The organism is Pseudomonas sp. 2,4-D (genome assembly GCF_030418155.1).
Classification (GTDB): Bacteria; Pseudomonadota; Gammaproteobacteria; order Pseudomonadales; family Pseudomonadaceae; genus Aquipseudomonas; species Aquipseudomonas alloputida.
Genome location: NZ_JAUHUI010000064.1, coordinates 1 through 18,348, shown reverse-complemented (window position 1 = coordinate 18,348; position 18,348 = coordinate 1). Strand labels below are relative to the sequence as shown.

13 protein-coding genes are annotated in these 18,348 nt (G+C 63.1%); 1 reads left to right on the top strand and 12 read right to left on the bottom strand.

Features of this window, described 5'->3' with window-relative positions:
* The first annotated feature begins 249 nt into the window (after window positions 1–249).
* Window positions 250–2,193: a methyl-accepting chemotaxis protein gene (locus QYE47_RS26240; protein ID WP_070384430.1), complete on the top strand. Its 1,944-nt coding sequence runs from the start codon at window positions 250–252 to the stop codon at window positions 2,191–2,193.
* A gap of 109 nt (window positions 2,194–2,302) precedes the next feature.
* Here QYE47_RS26240 and QYE47_RS26235 read toward each other — a convergent pair whose 3' ends face one another.
* From QYE47_RS26235 to hutU, 12 genes are all read right to left on the bottom strand, one after another.
* Window positions 2,303–3,037 (bottom strand): amino acid ABC transporter ATP-binding protein, encoded by a 735-nt coding sequence (locus QYE47_RS26235; protein WP_014592676.1) that lies wholly within the window; start codon window positions 3,035–3,037, stop codon window positions 2,303–2,305.
* Window positions 3,030–3,992, bottom strand: a complete 963-nt coding sequence (locus QYE47_RS26230; protein ID WP_014592677.1) for an amino acid ABC transporter permease — start codon at window positions 3,990–3,992, stop codon at window positions 3,030–3,032. Before QYE47_RS26230 ends, QYE47_RS26235 begins: the two co-directional genes overlap by 8 nt.
* 79 nt (window positions 3,993–4,071) lie before the next feature.
* Complete coding sequence (locus QYE47_RS26225; protein WP_026031986.1) at window positions 4,072–4,869, bottom strand: transporter substrate-binding domain-containing protein; 798 nt, start codon at window positions 4,867–4,869, stop codon at window positions 4,072–4,074.
* Window positions 4,870–5,165: 296 nt separating this feature from the next.
* Window positions 5,166–7,739 (bottom strand): glucans biosynthesis glucosyltransferase MdoH, encoded by a 2,574-nt coding sequence (gene mdoH / locus QYE47_RS26220; protein WP_019438720.1) that lies wholly within the window; start codon window positions 7,737–7,739, stop codon window positions 5,166–5,168.
* Entirely contained in the window at window positions 7,732–9,453 is a 1,722-nt protein-coding gene (locus QYE47_RS26215) for a glucan biosynthesis protein G (RefSeq protein WP_202944986.1), read from the bottom strand. The genes mdoH and QYE47_RS26215 overlap by 8 nt, the downstream gene beginning before the upstream one ends.
* A 263-nt stretch (window positions 9,454–9,716) precedes the next feature.
* On the bottom strand, window positions 9,717–10,154 hold the full coding sequence (gene dtd, locus QYE47_RS26210) for a D-aminoacyl-tRNA deacylase (RefSeq protein ID WP_003249262.1): 438 nt from the start codon (window positions 10,152–10,154) through the stop codon (window positions 9,717–9,719).
* The gene (gene pip, locus QYE47_RS26205) at window positions 10,151–11,122 is read right to left on the bottom strand and encodes a prolyl aminopeptidase (RefSeq protein WP_003249260.1); all 972 of its coding nucleotides are present in this window, start codon (window positions 11,120–11,122) and stop codon (window positions 10,151–10,153) included. The genes dtd and pip overlap by 4 nt, the downstream gene beginning before the upstream one ends.
* 169 nt (window positions 11,123–11,291) lie before the next feature.
* Window positions 11,292–12,095, bottom strand: a complete 804-nt coding sequence (hutG, locus tag QYE47_RS26200; protein ID WP_070384431.1) for an N-formylglutamate deformylase — start codon at window positions 12,093–12,095, stop codon at window positions 11,292–11,294.
* Between the two features lie 10 nt (window positions 12,096–12,105).
* The gene (gene hutI / locus QYE47_RS26195) at window positions 12,106–13,311 is read right to left on the bottom strand and encodes an imidazolonepropionase (protein WP_014592681.1); all 1,206 of its coding nucleotides are present in this window, start codon (window positions 13,309–13,311) and stop codon (window positions 12,106–12,108) included.
* A 15-nt stretch (window positions 13,312–13,326) separates the two neighbouring features.
* Window positions 13,327–14,730: an amino acid permease gene (locus QYE47_RS26190; protein ID WP_070384432.1), complete on the bottom strand. Its 1,404-nt coding sequence runs from the start codon at window positions 14,728–14,730 to the stop codon at window positions 13,327–13,329.
* 157 nt (window positions 14,731–14,887) lie between these two features.
* Window positions 14,888–16,420: a histidine ammonia-lyase gene (hutH, locus tag QYE47_RS26185; protein ID WP_003249248.1), complete on the bottom strand. Its 1,533-nt coding sequence runs from the start codon at window positions 16,418–16,420 to the stop codon at window positions 14,888–14,890.
* A gap of 108 nt (window positions 16,421–16,528) precedes the next feature.
* Complete coding sequence (gene hutU / locus QYE47_RS26180) at window positions 16,529–18,202, bottom strand: urocanate hydratase (RefSeq protein WP_070384433.1); 1,674 nt, start codon at window positions 18,200–18,202, stop codon at window positions 16,529–16,531.
* Window positions 18,203–18,348 lie beyond the last annotated feature (146 nt).

Sequence of the window (18,348 nt, the reverse complement as noted above, 5' to 3'; positions counted from 1 at the left end):
CCCCGCCGCTCACCGTTGCCGCCACCACCGTATTCGGGGGTAAACCCGCTCCTACACACATGCACAGGCCGTCGTAGGAGCGGGTTTACCCGCGAAGAGGCCGGCACAGAACGAAATTTATCCTACTGTTCGCGACGAACTTTCCTACCTGATTATCAGGTCAAGTCCTACAGCTCCGCTGCCGATGGGCAGAGATGTGATGCCAGCCATGCGCCTGCATCCTTTCTCTCACTCGCTCGGAGATTCCCCATGCTTGGCTCCCTCAACCGCAAGCTCGGCAACATCAGTGTCGCCGCCAAGCTGGCCCTCGGCTTCGCCGTGGTCCTGCTCCTCACCCTGGCCACCACCATCAGCGGCTGGCGTGCCTTGGATGGTGCCATCGTGCGCTCACAGCAACTCAGCGAAATAGGCCTGATCAACGACCTGACAAAAGACCTGCGCGCGGAACGCATCACCTACCGTGTGCTCAACGACGATGCCAGCAGAGCACGCATCAGCAACATCCTCGACCAGCTCAACAGCATGCTGACCACCCTGCAGCAACGCAGCAACGTCGATGAGTCACGGCAGTTGCTGACAGAAAAAATGGCATTGTTGCAGAGCCTGCGCGACACCTTCAGCGAACTGCAGCGCAGCGTCGCCAGCCGTGTAGCCCTGCGCGAAGCCCTTCAGGCGCAGGAGCATGCACTCAGCGAGGCGATTGACCAACTGCAGACCCAGGCCTTGCTGAAAATGCCTGACGACAGTCAGCAAAGTGGTGTGCTGGGCCTGATGGATACCCTCAGCCGGCATGTCGAGGGTGCCAACCAGCAAAGCCTGGTTCCAGCCTACACCTTCGTCCCGGTCGAGGATTTTGCCAAAGTCGGTGAGAACGCCCTGGATGCCGCCGACAATAGCCTTGCGCAACTGCTTGAAGGCCTTGCGCCGCTGGGCTTGCCACGCGCCATCAGTGAGCAACCCGGTGTCGAGCTGAGCAAGTACCGCACCAGCCTGGATCAGTACCGCCGCGCCGCCGTACGTGTCGAGCAGTTGCAGAACAACATGGAAAACATGGGCAATGAGCTACGAACAGTGAGCCTCGAACTGGGTAAACGCAAGGTCGAACAACGCGACAGTGAGGCCCTGGCCGCCCGGTCGCTGCTGACCAGTGTGGCGCTACTGGCAATGGTGGTAGGGGCTCTGGCGGCTTGGCTGATCACTTTGCAGATCACCCAGCCGTTGCGCCAGACGCTGGCTGTGGCCGCGCGCATCGCCAAGGGGGATCTGAGCCAGGTCGACACCGTGCAACGTCGCGACGAGATGGGCCAGCTGCAAACCAGCATGCGCGAGATGACCTTGAGCCTGCGCGAGCTGATCGGTGGCATTGATCAGGGTGTCGGCCAGCTGTCACAGGCCGCCACGCAGTTGGCGGCCAGTAGCGAAGACACCAAGCTGCGCATCAATCAGCAGCGCGAGGAAACCGACCAGGTGGCCACTGCCATGAACCAGATGAGCGCCACTGTGCAGGAAGTGGCACAGAACGCCGAGCAAGCCTCGCTGGCCGCCACCAATGCAGACCAGCAGGCTCAGGTGGGTGACCAGGTAGTAGCCGAAGCCATCGGCCGTATCGAACAACTGGCCGGGCAGATGGACCATTGCCTGGCGGCCATGCAGCACCTGGCAGGCGAGAGCCAAAGGATTGGCAGCATTCTCGATGTGATCAAGTCGGTGTCCGAACAGACCAACCTGCTGGCGCTGAACGCAGCGATCGAAGCGGCGCGGGCCGGTGAAGCCGGCCGCGGCTTTGCCGTAGTGGCCGATGAGGTGCGTGGTCTGGCACAGCGCACGTCGACGGCGACCGAAGAGATCGGCCAACTGATAGACAGTCTGCACAACGGTACCGACGAAGTGACCCGCTTGCTGGACAGCAGCAAGAGCCTGACCGAACAGAGCGTGGAGCTGAGTCGCAGGGCCGGGCACGCACTGAGCCAGATCACCGACACGGTGTCGAGCATCCAGGGCATGAACCAGCAGATTGCCACGGCCAGCGAAGAGCAGAGCGTGGTAGCCGAGCAAATCAACCGAAGTGTGATCAATGTGCGGGATGTTTCAGATCAGACCAGTGCGGCCAGTGAGCAGACGGCAGCCTCAAGTGGAGAGCTGGAGCAGCTGGGGCAGCAATTGCGGGGGATGGTGGGGCGGTTCAGCATCTGACATCGAGTCGCCCTCTTCGCGTGCAAGCCCGCTCCCACAGGTACATCACCCCCTTCAAGGCAGTGGTGGACATGCAGGAGCGGGCTTGCCCGCGAAGAAGCCGGCGCGGTTACAGCACCTGGCGCAGGAATGCCTGCGCACGTGGGTCTTTCGGCGCAGCAAAGAACGCGGCCGGGGCCGAATCTTCCAGCAGTTTGCCGTGGTCGAAGAACAGCACGCGGTCGGCCACTTCGCGGGCAAAGCCCATTTCGTGGGTGACGCAAACCATGGTCATGCCTTCCTGGGCCAGGGTCTTCATCACGTCCAGCACCTCACCGACCATTTCCGGGTCAAGCGCCGAGGTCGGCTCGTCGAACAGCATCACTTTCGGGTCCATCGCCAGGGCCCGGGCAATCGCCACCCGCTGTTGCTGGCCGCCAGACAAGCGCGACGGGTACTCGTTGGCCTTCTGCGAAATACCCACCTTCTCCAGCAACGCCCGGGCCTTGGCTTCACGCTCGGCCTTGTTGCGCTTGCGCACCACCTTCTGCGCCAGGCACAGGTTTTCCAGCACGGTCATGTGCGGGAACAGGTTAAAGTGCTGGAACACCATGCCGACTTCGCGGCGGTAGGCATTGATGTCGGTCTTGGGGTCGGCCAGTTGCAGGCCATCGATGGCCACATGGCCTTGGTCGAAATGCTCCAGGCCGTTGAGGCAGCGCAGGAACGTCGATTTGCCCGACCCCGACGGGCCGAGCACGACCACCACTTCGCCCTTGGCGACCTGAGTGGTGACGTTATCCACAGCCCTTACCACCTGGCCACGGGTGTCGAAGACTTTCAGCAGGTCACGGACTTCAATCACTTTGCGCAAGCCTCCGCTCGAGCCGGCTGGCAATGTGCGACAGCGGCAGGTTGATCAGCAGGTACAGGCCTGCCACGCAGAACCAGATCTCGAAGGTAGAGAACGAGGTGGTGATAGCCTCACGGCCACTCTTGGTCAGCTCGGTGATGGCGATCACCGACACCAGCGAGGTGTCCTTGACCAGGCTGATGAACTGGCCAGCCAGGGGCGGAAGCACGCGCTTGAACGCCTGCGGCAAGATCACATGGCGCATCGACTGGCCTGCGTTCAGGCCCAGCGACCGAGCAGCCTCGTTCTGGCCCTTGGCAATCGACTGCACGCCAGCACGGACGATTTCGGCCACGTAAGCACCGGTGAACAATGCCAGGGCCGCTACCCCGGCAAACTCGCGGGACAGGTTGAGCACGGTGCCGATGAAGAAGTAGAAGATGAAGATCTGCACCAGCAGCGGCGTGCCGCGCACCAGCTCGACATACACGGTCGACAGGTCGCGCAGGGTCGGGTTGTTCGACAACCGGCACAATCCGGCGAACAGGCCGATCACCAGGCCCAGCGCCCCGGACACCACCGAGATCCACAAGGTGGTCCACAGGCCCCATGCCAGCGGGCCAGCGGCCCAATGGCGGGTTACCCCAATCTGGTCGCCTTCGGCAACATCGTCGCCGCGGCTCAGTTGCAGGCTGTCCTTGGCCACATCGAGCACTTGCTCGGCACCATTTTCGTCCTTCAGCGTGACGCGGGCGTTGTCACCGGAGATGACGATTTCCTGCACAGTGCCGTAGCCGGCAGCGCGTTGTGTTTCCTCGGCCTTGTAGGCGAAGTACTGCGGTACGCGGTTCCAGCGCCACTCGTAGGAAATCATCGAGGTGGCCATGTAAAGGCTGAGCGCCAGGCCTACCAGGACCAGGGCGGTCAACCCATGCCAAGGCCACTGGGCTTTCTTGTGTTTGATCACGTGGGGTACTTCCGTAAATGCGAACGCGCAGGGTTTGCCTGCGCGTCGGGGTCATAAAGCCGGGCTTGTGGCCTGAGCCTTATTCCATTTCCTTCAGCCAGTCCTTGTTCTTGAACCACTTGTCGTGAATACGATCGTAGGTCCCGTCGTGCTTGATCTGGTGCAGGAAGTTGTTGATGAAGTTGATGCTGTCGTAGTCGCCTTTCTTCAGGCCGAAGGCCAGCGGCTCGTAGGTGAAGGGCTCGTCGAGGAACAGCAGCTTGCCGGCGCCGGCCTTATCCACCGCCACCACGTTGTACGGCGCGTCATAGACAAAGGCGTCGGCCTTGCCGTTGACCACGTCCATGACGGCTTCCTGCTCGTTGTCGTAACCGTGGTACTTGGCTTTGCTGATCAGCTTTTTGGACACCATTTCGCCGGTGGTGCCAAGCTTGGAGGTCAGGCGGTACTTCTCGTTGTTCAGGTCCTTGTACGACTTGATCTCGCCAGCCAGCTCCTTGCGGATCAGCAGGGTCTGGCCAACCACGATGAAGGGTTCGCTGAAGTTCAGACGCAGGTTGCGCTCCTGGGTCAGGGTCATGCCGCTGCCGATCATGTCGAACTTGTCGGTCAGCAGGGCCGGGATGATGCCGTCATAGGCGGTGGACACGGCCTCGAACTTCACGCCCATGGACTTGGCCATGGCCTTGAGGATATCGACTTCGAAGCCGATGATCTCGCCACGCTTGTTGGTCATCTGGAACGGCATGTAAGTCGGGTCCATGCCCACCCGCAGGGTGCCGCGCTTGACCGCGTCATCGATGGCGCCCGCCTGTGCCGCGGTCACGGCGACCAGGGCGGTCACACCGACCAGCAGTCGCGAAAGGTATTTCTTGATCATCACCAAGTCCCCTAGCAAGAAAAGTAGCGAATCTTATTGTGTTGGCACGGCCGTACTGGCCGAAGCGTCGTATCGGAGAGGGATGCTAACGCATGGCGGCCCGTGGACCTAGAGCTGCGGGGGGACTTTGTTGGCCAAAATGAGGGGGCCAGGCCAAAAAGCTTCGCGGGTGAACCCGCTCCTACAAGGGAATGTGTATCCCTGGCAGGAGCGGGTTCACCCGCGAAGAGGCCCGATCAGGCCCCCGTAGGAGCGGGTTCATCGGGGCGCCGAACCGCCGCGAACAGGCCCGATCAGGCGCCGACGAGTGCCGGTTGGCCTGCGTTTTCCGGGTGCAACGGCAACAGCGGCGAATGCGGGTCATTGTTGATCGACGCACGCCACACATCGATCCAGGCCGCATTGTGCTCGGCCCACACCTGCTCGTGCAGGCGGCTCAGTGCCACCGGGTCGCTGAGCAGGGCCAGGCGAGTATTGAGGTCCAGGCCTTTTGGCCCGACTTCAATCGCCTTGGCAACGCGCTCGGCACGCAACGCTTCGATCGGTGCCGCCTGGCCATGACGGGCAGTGGCCATGGCACAGGCCAGGGCATTCTGCCGCGGGTCGACCACGGCCCGCACGAAGCCATCATGCAGGGCATGCCAGCGGTTTTCGTGGGTGTACTGGTCGGTAGCCAGCAGCTCTTGTGGGGTGGCGTATTCCTCTGGGATGAGGAACAGCTTCTCGTCCTTGGCCGCCAGGCCCAGGCGGGTGCGGCTGGAAATCACCGATACCGGGATCGACAGCACCAGCGAACCGACGATAGGCGCCAGCCACCACAGGAAGCTCGGGTTCAACCACGCCACCAGTGCGGCCCAGGCAATGCCCAGCAGCGTCTGCGGGCCATGCCGGCGCACCGCTTCGCCCCACGGCGTGGAGTCGTCGTCACGCTGCGGCGAGTTCCAGGTCGCAGCCCAGCCGAGGAATGCGGCCAGCACGAAGCGGGTGTGGAAGATCATGCGTACCGGTGCCAGCAACATGGAGAACAGCATCTCCATCAGCATCGACAAGGTAACCTTGACTCGCCCACCGAACTCGACGGCGCCCTTGGCCCAGATCAGGATGACGCTGAGCAGCTTGGGCAGGAACAGCAGCACAATGGTGGTGGAGAACAGCGCCACAGCCTTCTCCGGGTGCCACTGCGGCCACAGCGGGTAAAGCTGGTACGGCTCGATGAAATACTGCGGCTCCATCAGCGTGTTGGTCGCCAGCAGCGCGGTCGACAGCACCAGGAACAGGAACCACAGCGGCGCCGACAGGTAAGACATCACCCCGGTGAGGAACACCGCACGGTGAACCGGGTGCATGCCCTTGACCAGGAACAGGCGGAAGTTCATCAGGTTGCCGTGGCACCAGCGGCGGTCGCGCTTGAGCTCGTCGAGCAGGTTTGGCGGCAGTTCCTCATAGCTGCCCGGCAAGTCGTAGGCAATCCATACACCCCAGCCGGCACGGCGCATCAGCGCGGCCTCGACGAAGTCGTGGGAAAGGATGGCACCGGCGAACGCGCCTTTGCCTGGCAACGGTGCCAGGGCGCAGTGCTCGATGAACGGCTTCATGCGGATGATCGCGTTGTGGCCCCAGTAGTGCGACTCACCCAACTGCCAGAAGTGCAGACCGGCAGTGAACAGTGGGCCGTACACGCGGGTAGCGAACTGCTGCATGCGTGCATACAAGGTGTCCATGCCCGAGGCTTTCGGCCCGGTCTGGATGATGCCGGCGTCCGGGTTGGCCTCCATCAGGCGTACCAGGCTGCTCAGGCACTCGCCGCTCATGACGCTGTCGGCGTCGAGCACAACCATGTACTTGTACTCGCCACCCCAGCGACGGCAGAAGTCGTCGAGGTTGCCGCTCTTGCGCTTCACACGGCGCCGACGGCGGCGGTAGAAGATGCGGCCAAAGCCTTTGGTTTCGCGGCACACATCCAGCCAGGCCTGTTGCTCGGCCACGGCAATGTCGGTGTCGTTGGTGTCGCTGAGCACAAAGAAGTCGAACCGGTCGAGGTTGCCGCTGGCGGCCACCGACTCGAACGTTGCGCGCAGGCCGGCGAACACCCGCGGCACGTCTTCGTTGCAGATCGGCATCACCAGCGCGGTACGCGCCTCGGGCGCGATCGGCTCGTTGCCTGCGCTGCTACCGGAAATCTTGTATTTGTCGCGCCCGGTGAGCAGCTCGAGGAAGCCCATCAGCGCGGTCCAGAAGCCCGCCGACACCCAGCAGAACAGGATGCCGAAAAGGATCAGGATGGAAGTTTGCAGGGCGTACGGCCACACCTGCACCACCGTGTCCCACAGCGGCTGGTTGACGATTTCGTCGAAGTCCACGAACGACCAGCCCTGGTACGGCAGGATGCCTTTCATGTACCAGCCAGCGACGATGGTCTGGCCGATCATCAGCGCCAGCAGAATGTAACGGCGGATAGAGCCAACCGTGCGCCAGCGAGCCGGCGGCAGCTCGCGCTTGGGCGGCTGCGGGGCGTTGGGGCGGCCGGTCATGCGTCGCCACATGCGGATCAGCACATTGGTGCGCCATGGCTCGGGCACGACCTTGGTGCGCTTGATCGGCGGAGCGATCTTCAGGCACAGGCGACCGCTGCCGTCGACGCCGAGCATTTCGGCATCTTCCAGCTCGGCGGCGCTGCCCACGGTCAGGCGCGGGCCCACCGAGGCCTGCACGGCCTCGGCAGAGCTGGCGGCCGGGTTGGCCGCCAAGCGTTGGTGTAGCTCACTGAACGAGGTGCAGCTGGCAAGTTCAGCCCGCTGCTCATCGCTCAGGGGTAGGTGGGCCAGGTACTCGCCAAGCGATTCCGGCCTTGCGCTTGAGTTACTCATCGGCAGGCAACTGATAGCTCCAGGTCTCGGTCAGCACCTTCTCGGTGGTGGCCGGGGTCCCGTTGGTGGGTGCCGCATCGGCGGCAGGTTGTTCGGCCTTGGCGGCTTTCTCGGCCTTGGCTTGCTTGGCTGCTGCCTTGTCCTGCCTGGCATCCTTGGCAGGCTTGGCGGCTTCGACCGGCACATCACGCACCAGCGCGGCACGCATTTCGGTCGGTTTGTTGGCTTCCTTGACCTTCAAACGCAGGGTCAGGCGCCAGCCCTTGGTCTCAGGGTTATAGCGCAGGTTGTTCTCGACCACCTCGGCGTTGTCGCCCACGCTGACCTGGCTACGCACGGCGGTATCCTCCGGCAGGGCGGCAAGCGCCGGGCCGGCGAAGTCGACCAGGAAGGCCACGCTGCCGTCTGGTTGGCGGATCAGGTTGGACTGCTTGACGTCGCCAGTGGAACGCAGGGTCTGCTTGACCCAGCCCAGCTCGGGGGCCTGGAACTTCGGCTCGTCGATGGTCCAGTGCAGGCGGTAGGCGTACTCGAACGGCTTGCCTGGCTCAGGCAGCTTTTCAGGGCTCCAGAAGGCCACGATGTTGTCGTTGGTCTCGTCGGCAGTCGGGATTTCGACCAGGTCGACGGTGCCTTTGCCCCAATCACCCTTCGGCTCGATCCAGGCGCTTGGGCGCTTCTGGTAGTTGTCGTCGAGGTCTTCGTAGTCGCTGAAGGCGCGCTGACGCTGCATCAGACCGAAACCACGCGGGTTCTCGACGCTGAAGTTACTCACAGCCAGGTGTTTCGGGTTGTTCAGCGGGCGCCACAGCCACTCGCCATTGCCCGCGTGAATCGACAGGCCTTCGGAGTCATGCAGGGCCGGACGGTAGTTGAGCACCTTGGACGGCTGGTTGGGGCCGAACAGGTACATGCTGGTCAGCGGCGCAATGCCCAGGCGGCTGACGTGGTCACGCAGGAACACGCGGGACTGCACGTCGACCACGGTGTCGTTGCCCGGACGCAGGGTCAGCTTGTAGGCGCCGGTGGAGCGCGGCGAATCCAGCAGGGCGTAGATCACCAGGTGCTTGTCGGCCGGCTTGGGCTTTTCAACCCAGAACTCGGTGAAGCGCGGGAACTCTTCGCCCGATGGCAGTGCGGTGTCGATGGCCAGGCCACGGGCCGACAGGCCGTACACATGGCCCTTGCCGACTACACGGAAATAGCTGGCGCCAAGCAGGGTCATGATCTCGTCCTGCTTGTCGGCCTTGTTGATCGGGTACAGCACGCGGAAACCGGCGTAACCGAGGTTCTTGGTGGTTTCCGGATCGTGTGGCACGTCACCGAACTCGAAACGGCTCGGGTCGTACTTTATTTCCTTGATCTTGGTGGCGGTGACCTCGTTGATTTTCACCGGGGTGTCGAAGTGCATGCCTTGGTGATAGAACGACAGTTTGAACGGGGTCTTGTCCTTGGCCCACTCGGCCTTTTCCTGCAGGAAATGGATTTTCTGGTAGTCCGCAAACTTCATGTCGCGGAACACGGCCGGCAGGTTGCTTTTTGGTGCGTCGTACTTCTGGCCGGCCAGATCCTTTGCCTTGGCTGCAACATCGTCAAGATTGAATGCCCACAGCTGGCCCGCGCTCATCAGGCCGACCAGAGCCACACTGGCCATCAGCGCCTTGCGTAGCCGGACGCCGGGGATTCTTGATGCTTTTTGGGGACTAACAATCACGAGCAACCCTCGCCGAAAACAGATCATGAAACCAACGGCCAGCGACAAATGCCGGGTTGGCGAGCACTGTTCGGACCCCGAGAGGGCGTAATGATTCCCCAAACGGATCCAGACAATGCTCGAGTCAGAGTGAAACGGACCTACGAACGCAGGTCCATGCAGCGCGCGATTATCCAGCAGGTTGCGTGACAACGCATCAGGCTGGAGCAACTATTTATCGTACAAAACCCCTTGTTTTCCTGTGAACAAAGGGTTTTTTGACCTCATATTTGTAACATAAATGTTACGGGGCCATCATTGACCAGGTGCACCTGCATATCCGCACCAAAACGGCCGCTGGCCACGTCGGCGTACTGAGCTTTTGCCTGTTGCAAAAGATAGTCGAACAACTCGGCGCCGAGGGCCGGTGGCGCTGCGGTCGAGAAGCTTGGACGCATGCCATTGCGGGTGTCGGCCGCCAAGGTGAACTGTGACACCAGTAGCAGGCCACCCCCGACATCCTTGAGCGACAGGTTCATCTTGCCCTGCTCGTCACTGAACACCCGGTAATTCAGCAGCTTGTGCAACAGCTTATCGGCCTGTTCACGGGAATCTTCAGGCTCGACCGCGACCAGCACCAGCAACCCTTGGTCGATGGCGCCGACCACCTCCCCCGCCACTTCAACCCGCGCACCGCGCACGCGCTGCAGCAGGCCCCTCATGCTTCTTCCAGAGGCAGGTCGAGCAGGCGCCGGGCCATCTGGTCGGCGGCACGCACCAAGGCATCGGTGATGCCAGGCTCGGAAGCCGCGTGACCGGCGTCACGGATCACTTTCAACTCACTGTTCGGCCAGGCCTGGTGCAACGCCCAGGCGTTGTCCAAGGGGCAGATCACATCGTAGCGACCATGCACGATCACCGCCGGCAGGTGGGCGATTTTGGGCAGATCGCGGATCAGCTGGTCCGGTTCGAGGAAGGCGTTGTTCATGAAGTAGTGGCATTCGATGCGGGCGATCGACAGCGCCCGCTGCGGTTCGGAAAAGCGGTCGACCACCAGCGGGTTGGGGCGCAGGGTGGCGGTACGGCCTTCCCAGGTGGACCACGCCTTGGCGGCGTGCATCTGGGCGATCTGGTCGTTACCGGTCAGGCGTTTGTGGAAGGCCCTGACCAGGTCGCCGCGTTCCTCCGGTGGAATCGGTGCGATGTAGTCCTGCCAGTAGTCGGGGAACAGGCGGCTGGCGCCTTCCTGGTAGAACCACTCGATTTCCTGCGGCCGGCACAGGAAGATGCCGCGCAGGATCAGGCCGTGCACGCGTTCTGGGTGAGCCTGAGCGTAGGCCAGGGCCAGGGTCGAGCCCCAAGAGCCACCAAACAGCACCCACTTGTCTATGCCAAGGTGTTCGCGAATGCGCTCCAGGTCTTCGACCAGGTGCCAGGTGGTGTTGTTCTCCAGGCTCGCATGGGGCGTGGAGCGGCCACAGCCGCGCTGGTCGAAGGTGATGATGCGGTACAGGTTGGGATCAAAGTAGCAGCGGCTCTGGGCGTCGCAGCCAGCACCGGGGCCTCCGTGGATGAACACCACGGGCAGACCTTCCGGCGAGCCGCTTTCGTCGACATAAAGCACATGCGGCGCTTCCACGGCCAGATCGTGCCTGGCGTAGGGTTTGATCTGCGGGTAGAGGGTCTGCATTGCGCACTCCGTGTGAGGATTATTCGGCCGTGGGCCATCATAAACCTGAATTGCGCTTTCAGCACCGTCCTTGCTGACGCGTTCGAACGGCGCGAATTGACCCTTGCGCAGATTTCCGGCAACTGCCTCCCACGGTGCCTGGCGACGCCGATAGCGTCGCCGCCTCCACTCAACGCTTGTAACGCTCGTCGCCCCAGGCCAGCAGCGCTTGCAGTAGCTGCCTCAATACCGCTTGCGTCGGTTGCGCCAAGTCTTCCCGGTAGGCAAATGGCTCGACTTCCTCCATATAGGTGCTTTGCGCCAGCTCAAGTTGCACAGCATGGATATGGTTGGCCGGGTCGCCATAATGCCGGGTGATGTGACCGCCTTTGAACCGACCATTCAGCACGTGGCTGTAACCCTGCACCTTGGCGCACACACCCTGCAGCCGCTCAGCCAGTGCCGGATCGCAACTGGCGCCGTTGAAAGTACCCAGGTTGAAGTCCGGTAACTTGCCGTCGAACAGGTGCGGTATCAGCGAACGGATCGAATGGGCATCCCACAGCAGCGCATAGCCAAACTGCTCACGCAAGCGGTCCAGTTCACGACGAATGGTCGCGTGATAAGGGCGCCAGATCTGCTCCAGATAGCGTCTGCGCTCTTCGCCAGACGGCGCCAGCCCGTCTTTGAAGAGGGGTTCGCCACCGAACAAGGTCGCCGGGTACAAGCCCGTGGTGGCGCCGACGTACAGCGGCTTGTCGTCGTCCGGGCGGTTCAGGTCGATGACGAAGCGTGAGTACTCTGCGGCCACCACGCTGGCACCCAAGTCACGGGCAAAGTCGTACAACTGCGGGATGTGCCAGTCGGTGTCCGGCAAGCATTGCGCCTGGTCGACCAGGCCGTCGCGCACGGCGTCGGTCAGACGCAAGCCAGCGTGCGGCATGCTGATCAGCAGCGGCAGGCGACCTTGGTGAAAACTCAATACCTTGTCCATCGTGCCTCGCTCAATTGGAGATTTCGTGGCCCATGCGCACTACGCGCTTGGGCAGGTCGCCACCCAGCCAGTAGGCCAGGTCGGCGGGGCGTTCGATTTGCCAGGCAACGAAGTCGGCCACCTTGCCCACTTGCAGCGAGCCGTGGCTGTCACCCAGGCCCAGCGCCGTGGCGGCGTGCACCGTAACGCCTGCCAGGGCCTCTTCCGGCGTCATGCGGAAGCAGGTGCAGCCCATGTTCAGCATCAACCGCAGCGACAACCCTGGCGAAGTGCCGGGGTTGAGGTCGCTGGCCAGGGCAATCCTTACCCCGTGGCGGCGCAATGCATCCATTGGCGGCAGCTGGGTTTCACGCAGGAAGTAGAACGCACCCGGTAGCAGCACGGCGACCGTGCCGGCGTTTGCCATGGCCACGGCGTCTTCCTCTGTCATGAACTCCAGGTGGTCAGCCGACAGTGCCTGGTAACGCGCGGCCAGGCTTGAGCCGTGCAATGATGACAGCTGTTCGGCATGCAGCTTGACCGGCAGGCCCAGTTCGCGTGCCTTGATGAACAGTCGCTCGACCTGGGCCGGCGAGAACGCGAGGTGTTCGCAGAAGGCATCCACCGCATCTACCAGGCCTTCGGCGGCCAGGGCCGGCAACATTTCATCGCAGATGTGCGCGATGTAGTCATCGGCCCGACCTGCGTACTCCGGGGGCAAAGCGTGCGCCGCCAGGCACGTGGCACGCACCGTCAACGGCAACTCGTCAGCCAGGCGCCGGGCCACTCGCAGCATCTTGCGCTCGTTGGCCAGGTCCAGGCCGTAGCCGGACTTGATCTCGAGGGTGGTCACTCCATCGCGCATCAGTGCCTGAACGCGCTGGCGAGCACTGGCGAACAGTTCGTCTTCGCTGGCTGCCCGGGTAGCCCGCACGGTACTCGCGATACCACCGCCCTGCGCGGCGATTTCGGCATAGCTCACGCCCTGCAGGCGCTGCTCGAACTCGCCGCTGCGGTTGCCACCGAACACCGCATGGGTGTGGCAGTCGATCAGCCCGGGTGTGACCCAGCCCCCCCCCAGGTCAACCGTGCGGTCAGCTTCGACCGGCGCCAGCTCGGCGCGTGGGCCTATCCACTCGATCAACCCGGCGCTGGTGACGATCGCCGCGTCCTCGATGGCCGAGTAACGGCCATCGGCCATGGTTGCAACATGGCAATGCTGCCAGAGGGTTCTCATGCACAATCTCCTTTGCTAGCGGTGCAGCTCGGCCGGCTCCGCTACCGGCTGGCCCTGCCCTGCGCGCGGCTTGCACCACAGCAGGTAGGACGCCACCAGGAACACCACCCAGATCACGCCGACGATCAATGCCGCCTGGGTGTCCGGGAAGTAGCCGAGCACGCCAAAGATGAACACCATGAACGCAATGGCCATGGCCGGGCCGTATGGCCAGAACGGTACCGGAAACTTGAGCTGGGCCACTTCATCGCGGCTCATGCTGCGGCGCATGGCTACCTGGGTGAGCAGGATCATCAGCCACACCCACACCGTGGCGAAGGTGGCGATCGAGGCAATCAGCAGGAACACATTTTCCGGGATCAGGTAGTTGAGCAATACGCCGATCAGCAGCGCAGCCCCCATCACCACGACGGTCATCCACGGTACGCCATGTTTTGACAACTTGCTGAAACCGCGCGGGGCGTGGCCTTGCTGGGCCAGGCCATACATCATGCGGCCAGCGCCAAAGATGTCGCTGTTGATGGCGGAGATGGCAGCGGAAATCACCACGACGTTCAGCACGGCAGCGGCAGAGCCAATGCCCAGGTTGCTGAAGATCTGCACGAACGGGCTGCCCTGGCTGCCGATCTGCGGCCATGGGTACAGGCACATCAGCACGAACAGGGTGAGCACGTAGAACAGCAGGATACGCAGTGGCACCGCGTTGATCGCTTTGGGAATGACGCGCTGCGGGTCTTTTGCCTCGCCGGCGGTGACGCCGATGATCTCGATACCGCCGAAGGCGAACATCACCACGGCAAACGACGCAATCAAGCCCCCCACGCCGTTAGGCATGAAGCCGCCGTGGTCGAACAGGTTGCTCATGCCTACGGCATGCCCGGTATCCACCTGGCTGAAACCGAAGGCCATGATGCCGAGGCCGGCCAGGATCATCGCCACGATGGCGCCGACCTTGAGCAGCGACAGCCAGAATTCCATTTCGCCGAATACCTTGACGTTGCACAGGTTGAGGCCGCCGATCAGGAAAACGATGCCCAGCACCCAGATCCAGCGGGCTACCTCCGGGAACCAGAAACCCATGTAGATACCGAACGCGGTGACGTCGGCGATGGCGACGATGACCATCTCGAAAGCGTAGGTCCAGCCGAGGATGAAGCCGGCCATTGGGCCGAGGTAGGTGGTGGCGTAGTGGCCGAAGGAGCCGGCCACCGGGTTGTGCACGGCCATTTCGCCAAGGGCGCGCATGACCATGAACACTGCAGCGCCACCGATCAGGTAGGCCAGCAGCACGGCCGGGCCTGCCATCTGGATGGCCGAGGCAGAGCCGTAGAACAGGCCGGTGCCGATGGCGGAGCCGAGAGCCATGAAACGGATGTGGCGGGCACTTAGCCCGCGCTTGAGACCTTGAGCTTGTTGCATGTCACGTCCTTGAATTGTTTTTGTGGTCGTGAGATTGAGCGGCTGCTGCGCAGCCCCTTCGCGGGCAAGCCCGCCCTACATGGATAGCGTTTGCCTATCGCAGGCTGTGTAGGAACGGGCTTGACCGCGAAGGGCCGCCAAGCGGCCCCAAGGAGCATTACAGGCTTGGCAGCACACCCGCCGGCAGCAAACCGGTCAGACTACCCTTGGCCAACAGGTCCACGGCTTTTTCGATATCCGGCGCGAAGAAACGGTCACGGTCGTAGTGCGGCACCTCGCTGCGCAGCGCTTGGCGCGCCTGCTCCAGTTTGGCCGAAGTCTTCAGGCCTTTGCGCAGGTCCAGGCCCTGGCACGCGCCCAGCCATTCGATGGCCAGCACGCCACGGGTGTTTTCGGCCATTTCCCACAGGCGCTTGCCGGCGGCCGGGGCCATCGACACGTGGTCTTCCTGGTTGGCCGAAGTTGGCAGGCTGTCGACGCTGTGCGGGTGCGACAGGGCTTTGTTTTCGCTGGCCAGGGCGGCAGCGGTGACCTGGGCGATCATGAAGCCGGAGTTGACCCCACCGTTTTCCACCAGGAACGGCGGCAGCTGGGACATGTGCTTGTCCATCATCAGCGAGATGCGGCGCTCGCTGAGCGAGCCGATTTCAGCGATGGCCAGGGCCAGGTTGTCGGCGGCCATGGCCACCGGTTCGGCGTGGAAGTTGCCGCCGGAGATCACATCACCTTCTGCAGCGAACACCAGCGGGTTGTCCGACACGGCGTTGGCTTCGATGCCCAGCACCTCGGCGGCCTGGCGCAGCTGGGTCAGGCAGGCACCCATGACCTGCGGCTGGCAGCGCAGCGAGTACGGGTCCTGGACCTTGTCGCAGTTCTTGTGCGACAGCGACACTTCGCTGGAGTCGCCCAGCAGGTCGCGGAAGCAGGCGGCGGTGTCGATCTGGCCGCGCTGGCCACGCACTTCGTGGATACGCGCATCGAACGGCGAACGCGAGCCCAGCGCAGCTTCGACGCTCAGGCCACCGCAGGCGATGGCAGCGGCATACAGGTCTTCGCCCTGGAACAGGCCACGCAAGGCATAGGCGGTGGAGGCCTGGGTACCATTGAGCAGGGCCAGGCCCTCTTTGGCGGCCAGGGTCAGCGGTTCGAGGCCGGCAATCGCCAAGGCTTCGGTGGCCGGCAGCCACTGGCCCTTGTAGCGGGCCTTGCCTTCGCCCAGCAGCACCAGCGACATATGCGCTAGCGGGGCAAGGTCACCGGATGCGCCGACCGAGCCTTTCAGCGGGATGTGCGGGTAGACTTCGGCGTTGACCAGGGCAATCAGCGCGTCGATGACTTTGCGGCGGATGCCGGAGAAGCCACGGCTGAGGCTGTTGATCTTCAGCACCATGATCAACCGCACCAGGTCGTCATCCAGCGGCGCGCCGATACCGGCGGCGTGGGACAGCACCAGCGAGCGCTGCAGGTTCTCCAGATCATGGCTGGCGATGCGGGTCGAGGCCAGCAGGCCGAAACCGGTGTTGATGCCGTAGGCAGTACGGTCTTCGGCAATGATCTGCTCGACACAGGCGACGCTGGCGTCGATGGCCGGCGCGGCGCTGGCATCCAGTTGCAGGCGCACGGGCGCGGCATGGATCGCGCGCAGCTGGGCCAGGGTCAGGGTGCCAGGCTTGAGGGTGAGTTCGGTCACGTTACTACTCCAAATCGCGTGGAGCCGCAGGCCCGCTTGTGGGTGCCTGCGCGCTCCTTCTTGTTGTTCAGTATCACCCCTTGCAGGGTGCGATCCAAAGCGTGGTGATCAGCCGGTGATCATCGGCAGGTCCAGGCCCTGCTCCTTGGCGCAGTCGATGGCGATTTCATAACCGGCATCGGCGTGACGCATGACGCCAGTCCCTGGGTCGTTGGTCAGTACCCGGGCGATGCGCTCGGCGGCCTCATCGGTACCGTCGCAGACGATGACCATGCCCGAGTGCTGCGAGAAGCCCATGCCCACGCCACCGCCATGGTGCAGCGATACCCAGGTGGCGCCGCCTGCGGTGTTCAGCAGGGCGTTGAGCAGCGGCCAGTCGGAAACAGCGTCCGAACTATCACGCATGGCCTCGGTTTCGCGGTTCGGGCTGGATACCGAGCCGGAGTCGAGGTGGTCACGGCCGATCACCACCGGTGCCGACAGCTCGCCGCTGCGGACCATTTCGTTGAAAGCCAGGCCCAGCTTGGCGCGAAGGCCCAGCCCTACCCAGCAGATACGTGCCGGCAGGCCTTGGAAGCTGATGCGCTCGCGGGCCATGTCCAGCCAGCGGTGCAGGTGGGCGTCGTCGGGGATCAGTTCCTTGACCTTGGCGTCGGTCTTGTAGATGTCCTCGGCTTCACCGGACAGCGCCGCCCAGCGGAACGGGCCGACCCCGCGGCAGAACAGTGGGCGGATGTAGGCCGGGACGAAGCCTGGGAAGTCGAAGGCATTGGCCACGCCCTCCTCCTTGGCCATCTGGCGGATGTTGTTGCCGTAGTCGAAGGTCGGGATGCCCTGCTTCTGGAAGTCCAGCATGGCCTGCACGTGCACGGCCATAGACTGCTTGGCAGCCTTGACCACTGCAGCCGGTTCGGTCTGCGCACGGTCGCGGTACTGTTCCCAGGTCCAGCCGGCAGGCAGGTAGCCGTTCAGTGGGTCGTGGGCGCTGGTCTGGTCGGTGACCATGTCCGGGCGCACGCCACGTTTGACCAGCTCTGGGAGGATTTCGGCGGCGTTGCCGTGCAGGGCGATGGAGATGGCCTTGCCTTCGGCGGTGTACTTGGCGATGCGTGCCAGGGCGTCGTCGAGGTCAGTGGCCTGCTCGTCGACGTAGCGGGTTTCCAGTCGGAAGTCGATACGGCTCTGCTGGCATTCGATGTTCAGCGAGCAAGCCCCGGCCAGGGTCGCGGCCAGTGGCTGGGCGCCGCCCATGCCGCCCAGGCCAGCGGTGAGTACCCACTTGCCCTTCAGGCTGCCGCCGTAGTGCTGGCGACCGGCTTCGACGAAGGTTTCATAGGTGCCCTGGACGATGCCCTGGCTGCCGATGTAGATCCAGCTGCCGGCGGTCATCTGGCCGTACATGGCCAGGCCCTTGGCGTCCAGTTCGTTGAAGTGTTCCCAATTGGCCCAGTGTGGCACCAGGTTGGAGTTGGCGATCAGCACGCGCGGTGCGTTGCTGTGGGTCTTGAACACACCGACCGGCTTGCCCGACTGCACCAGCAGGGTTTCGTCGTCTTCCAGGCGGGTCAGGGTTTCGACGATCTTGTCGTAGCACGCCCAGTTGCGCGCGGCGCGGCCGATACCGCCGTATACCACCAGCTCTTTCGGGTTTTCCGCGACCTGTGGATCGAGGTTGTTCATCAGCATGCGCAGTGGCGCTTCGGTCAGCCAGCTTTTGGCGGTCAGCTTGTTGCCACGTGGGGCACGGATTTCAACGTCACGGTATTTGTTGTTGTCGGTCACGGGAAAGGTCCTCTGCGGTCGTCCGCGGGCGGGTATGTCGTGGTCAATATACAAACACACCTTTACTTGTATGTACAAGCATGGACAACCAAAATAATCGGACCTTGCCGTTCCTACCTTGACTTTTTTTTTGGGGGGGGGGGTAA

What these genes read in the sequence shown, in the direction of transcription:
- QYE47_RS26240 (WP_070384430.1), top strand. Translation starts at nt 250, where the DNA reads ATGCTTGGCTCCCTCAACCGCAAGCTCGGCAACATCAGTGTCGCCGCC.
- mdoH (WP_019438720.1), bottom strand. Translation starts at nt 7,739, where the DNA reads ATGAGTAACTCAAGCGCAAGGCCGGAATCGCTTGGCGAGTACCTGGCC.
- dtd (WP_003249262.1), bottom strand. Translation starts at nt 10,154, where the DNA reads ATGAGGGGCCTGCTGCAGCGCGTGCGCGGTGCGCGGGTTGAAGTGGCG.
- pip (WP_003249260.1), bottom strand. Translation starts at nt 11,122, where the DNA reads ATGCAGACCCTCTACCCGCAGATCAAACCCTACGCCAGGCACGATCTG.
- hutG (WP_070384431.1), bottom strand. Translation starts at nt 12,095, where the DNA reads ATGGACAAGGTATTGAGTTTTCACCAAGGTCGCCTGCCGCTGCTGATC.
- hutI (WP_014592681.1), bottom strand. Translation starts at nt 13,311, where the DNA reads ATGAGAACCCTCTGGCAGCATTGCCATGTTGCAACCATGGCCGATGGC.
- QYE47_RS26190 (WP_070384432.1), bottom strand. Translation starts at nt 14,730, where the DNA reads ATGCAACAAGCTCAAGGTCTCAAGCGCGGGCTAAGTGCCCGCCACATC.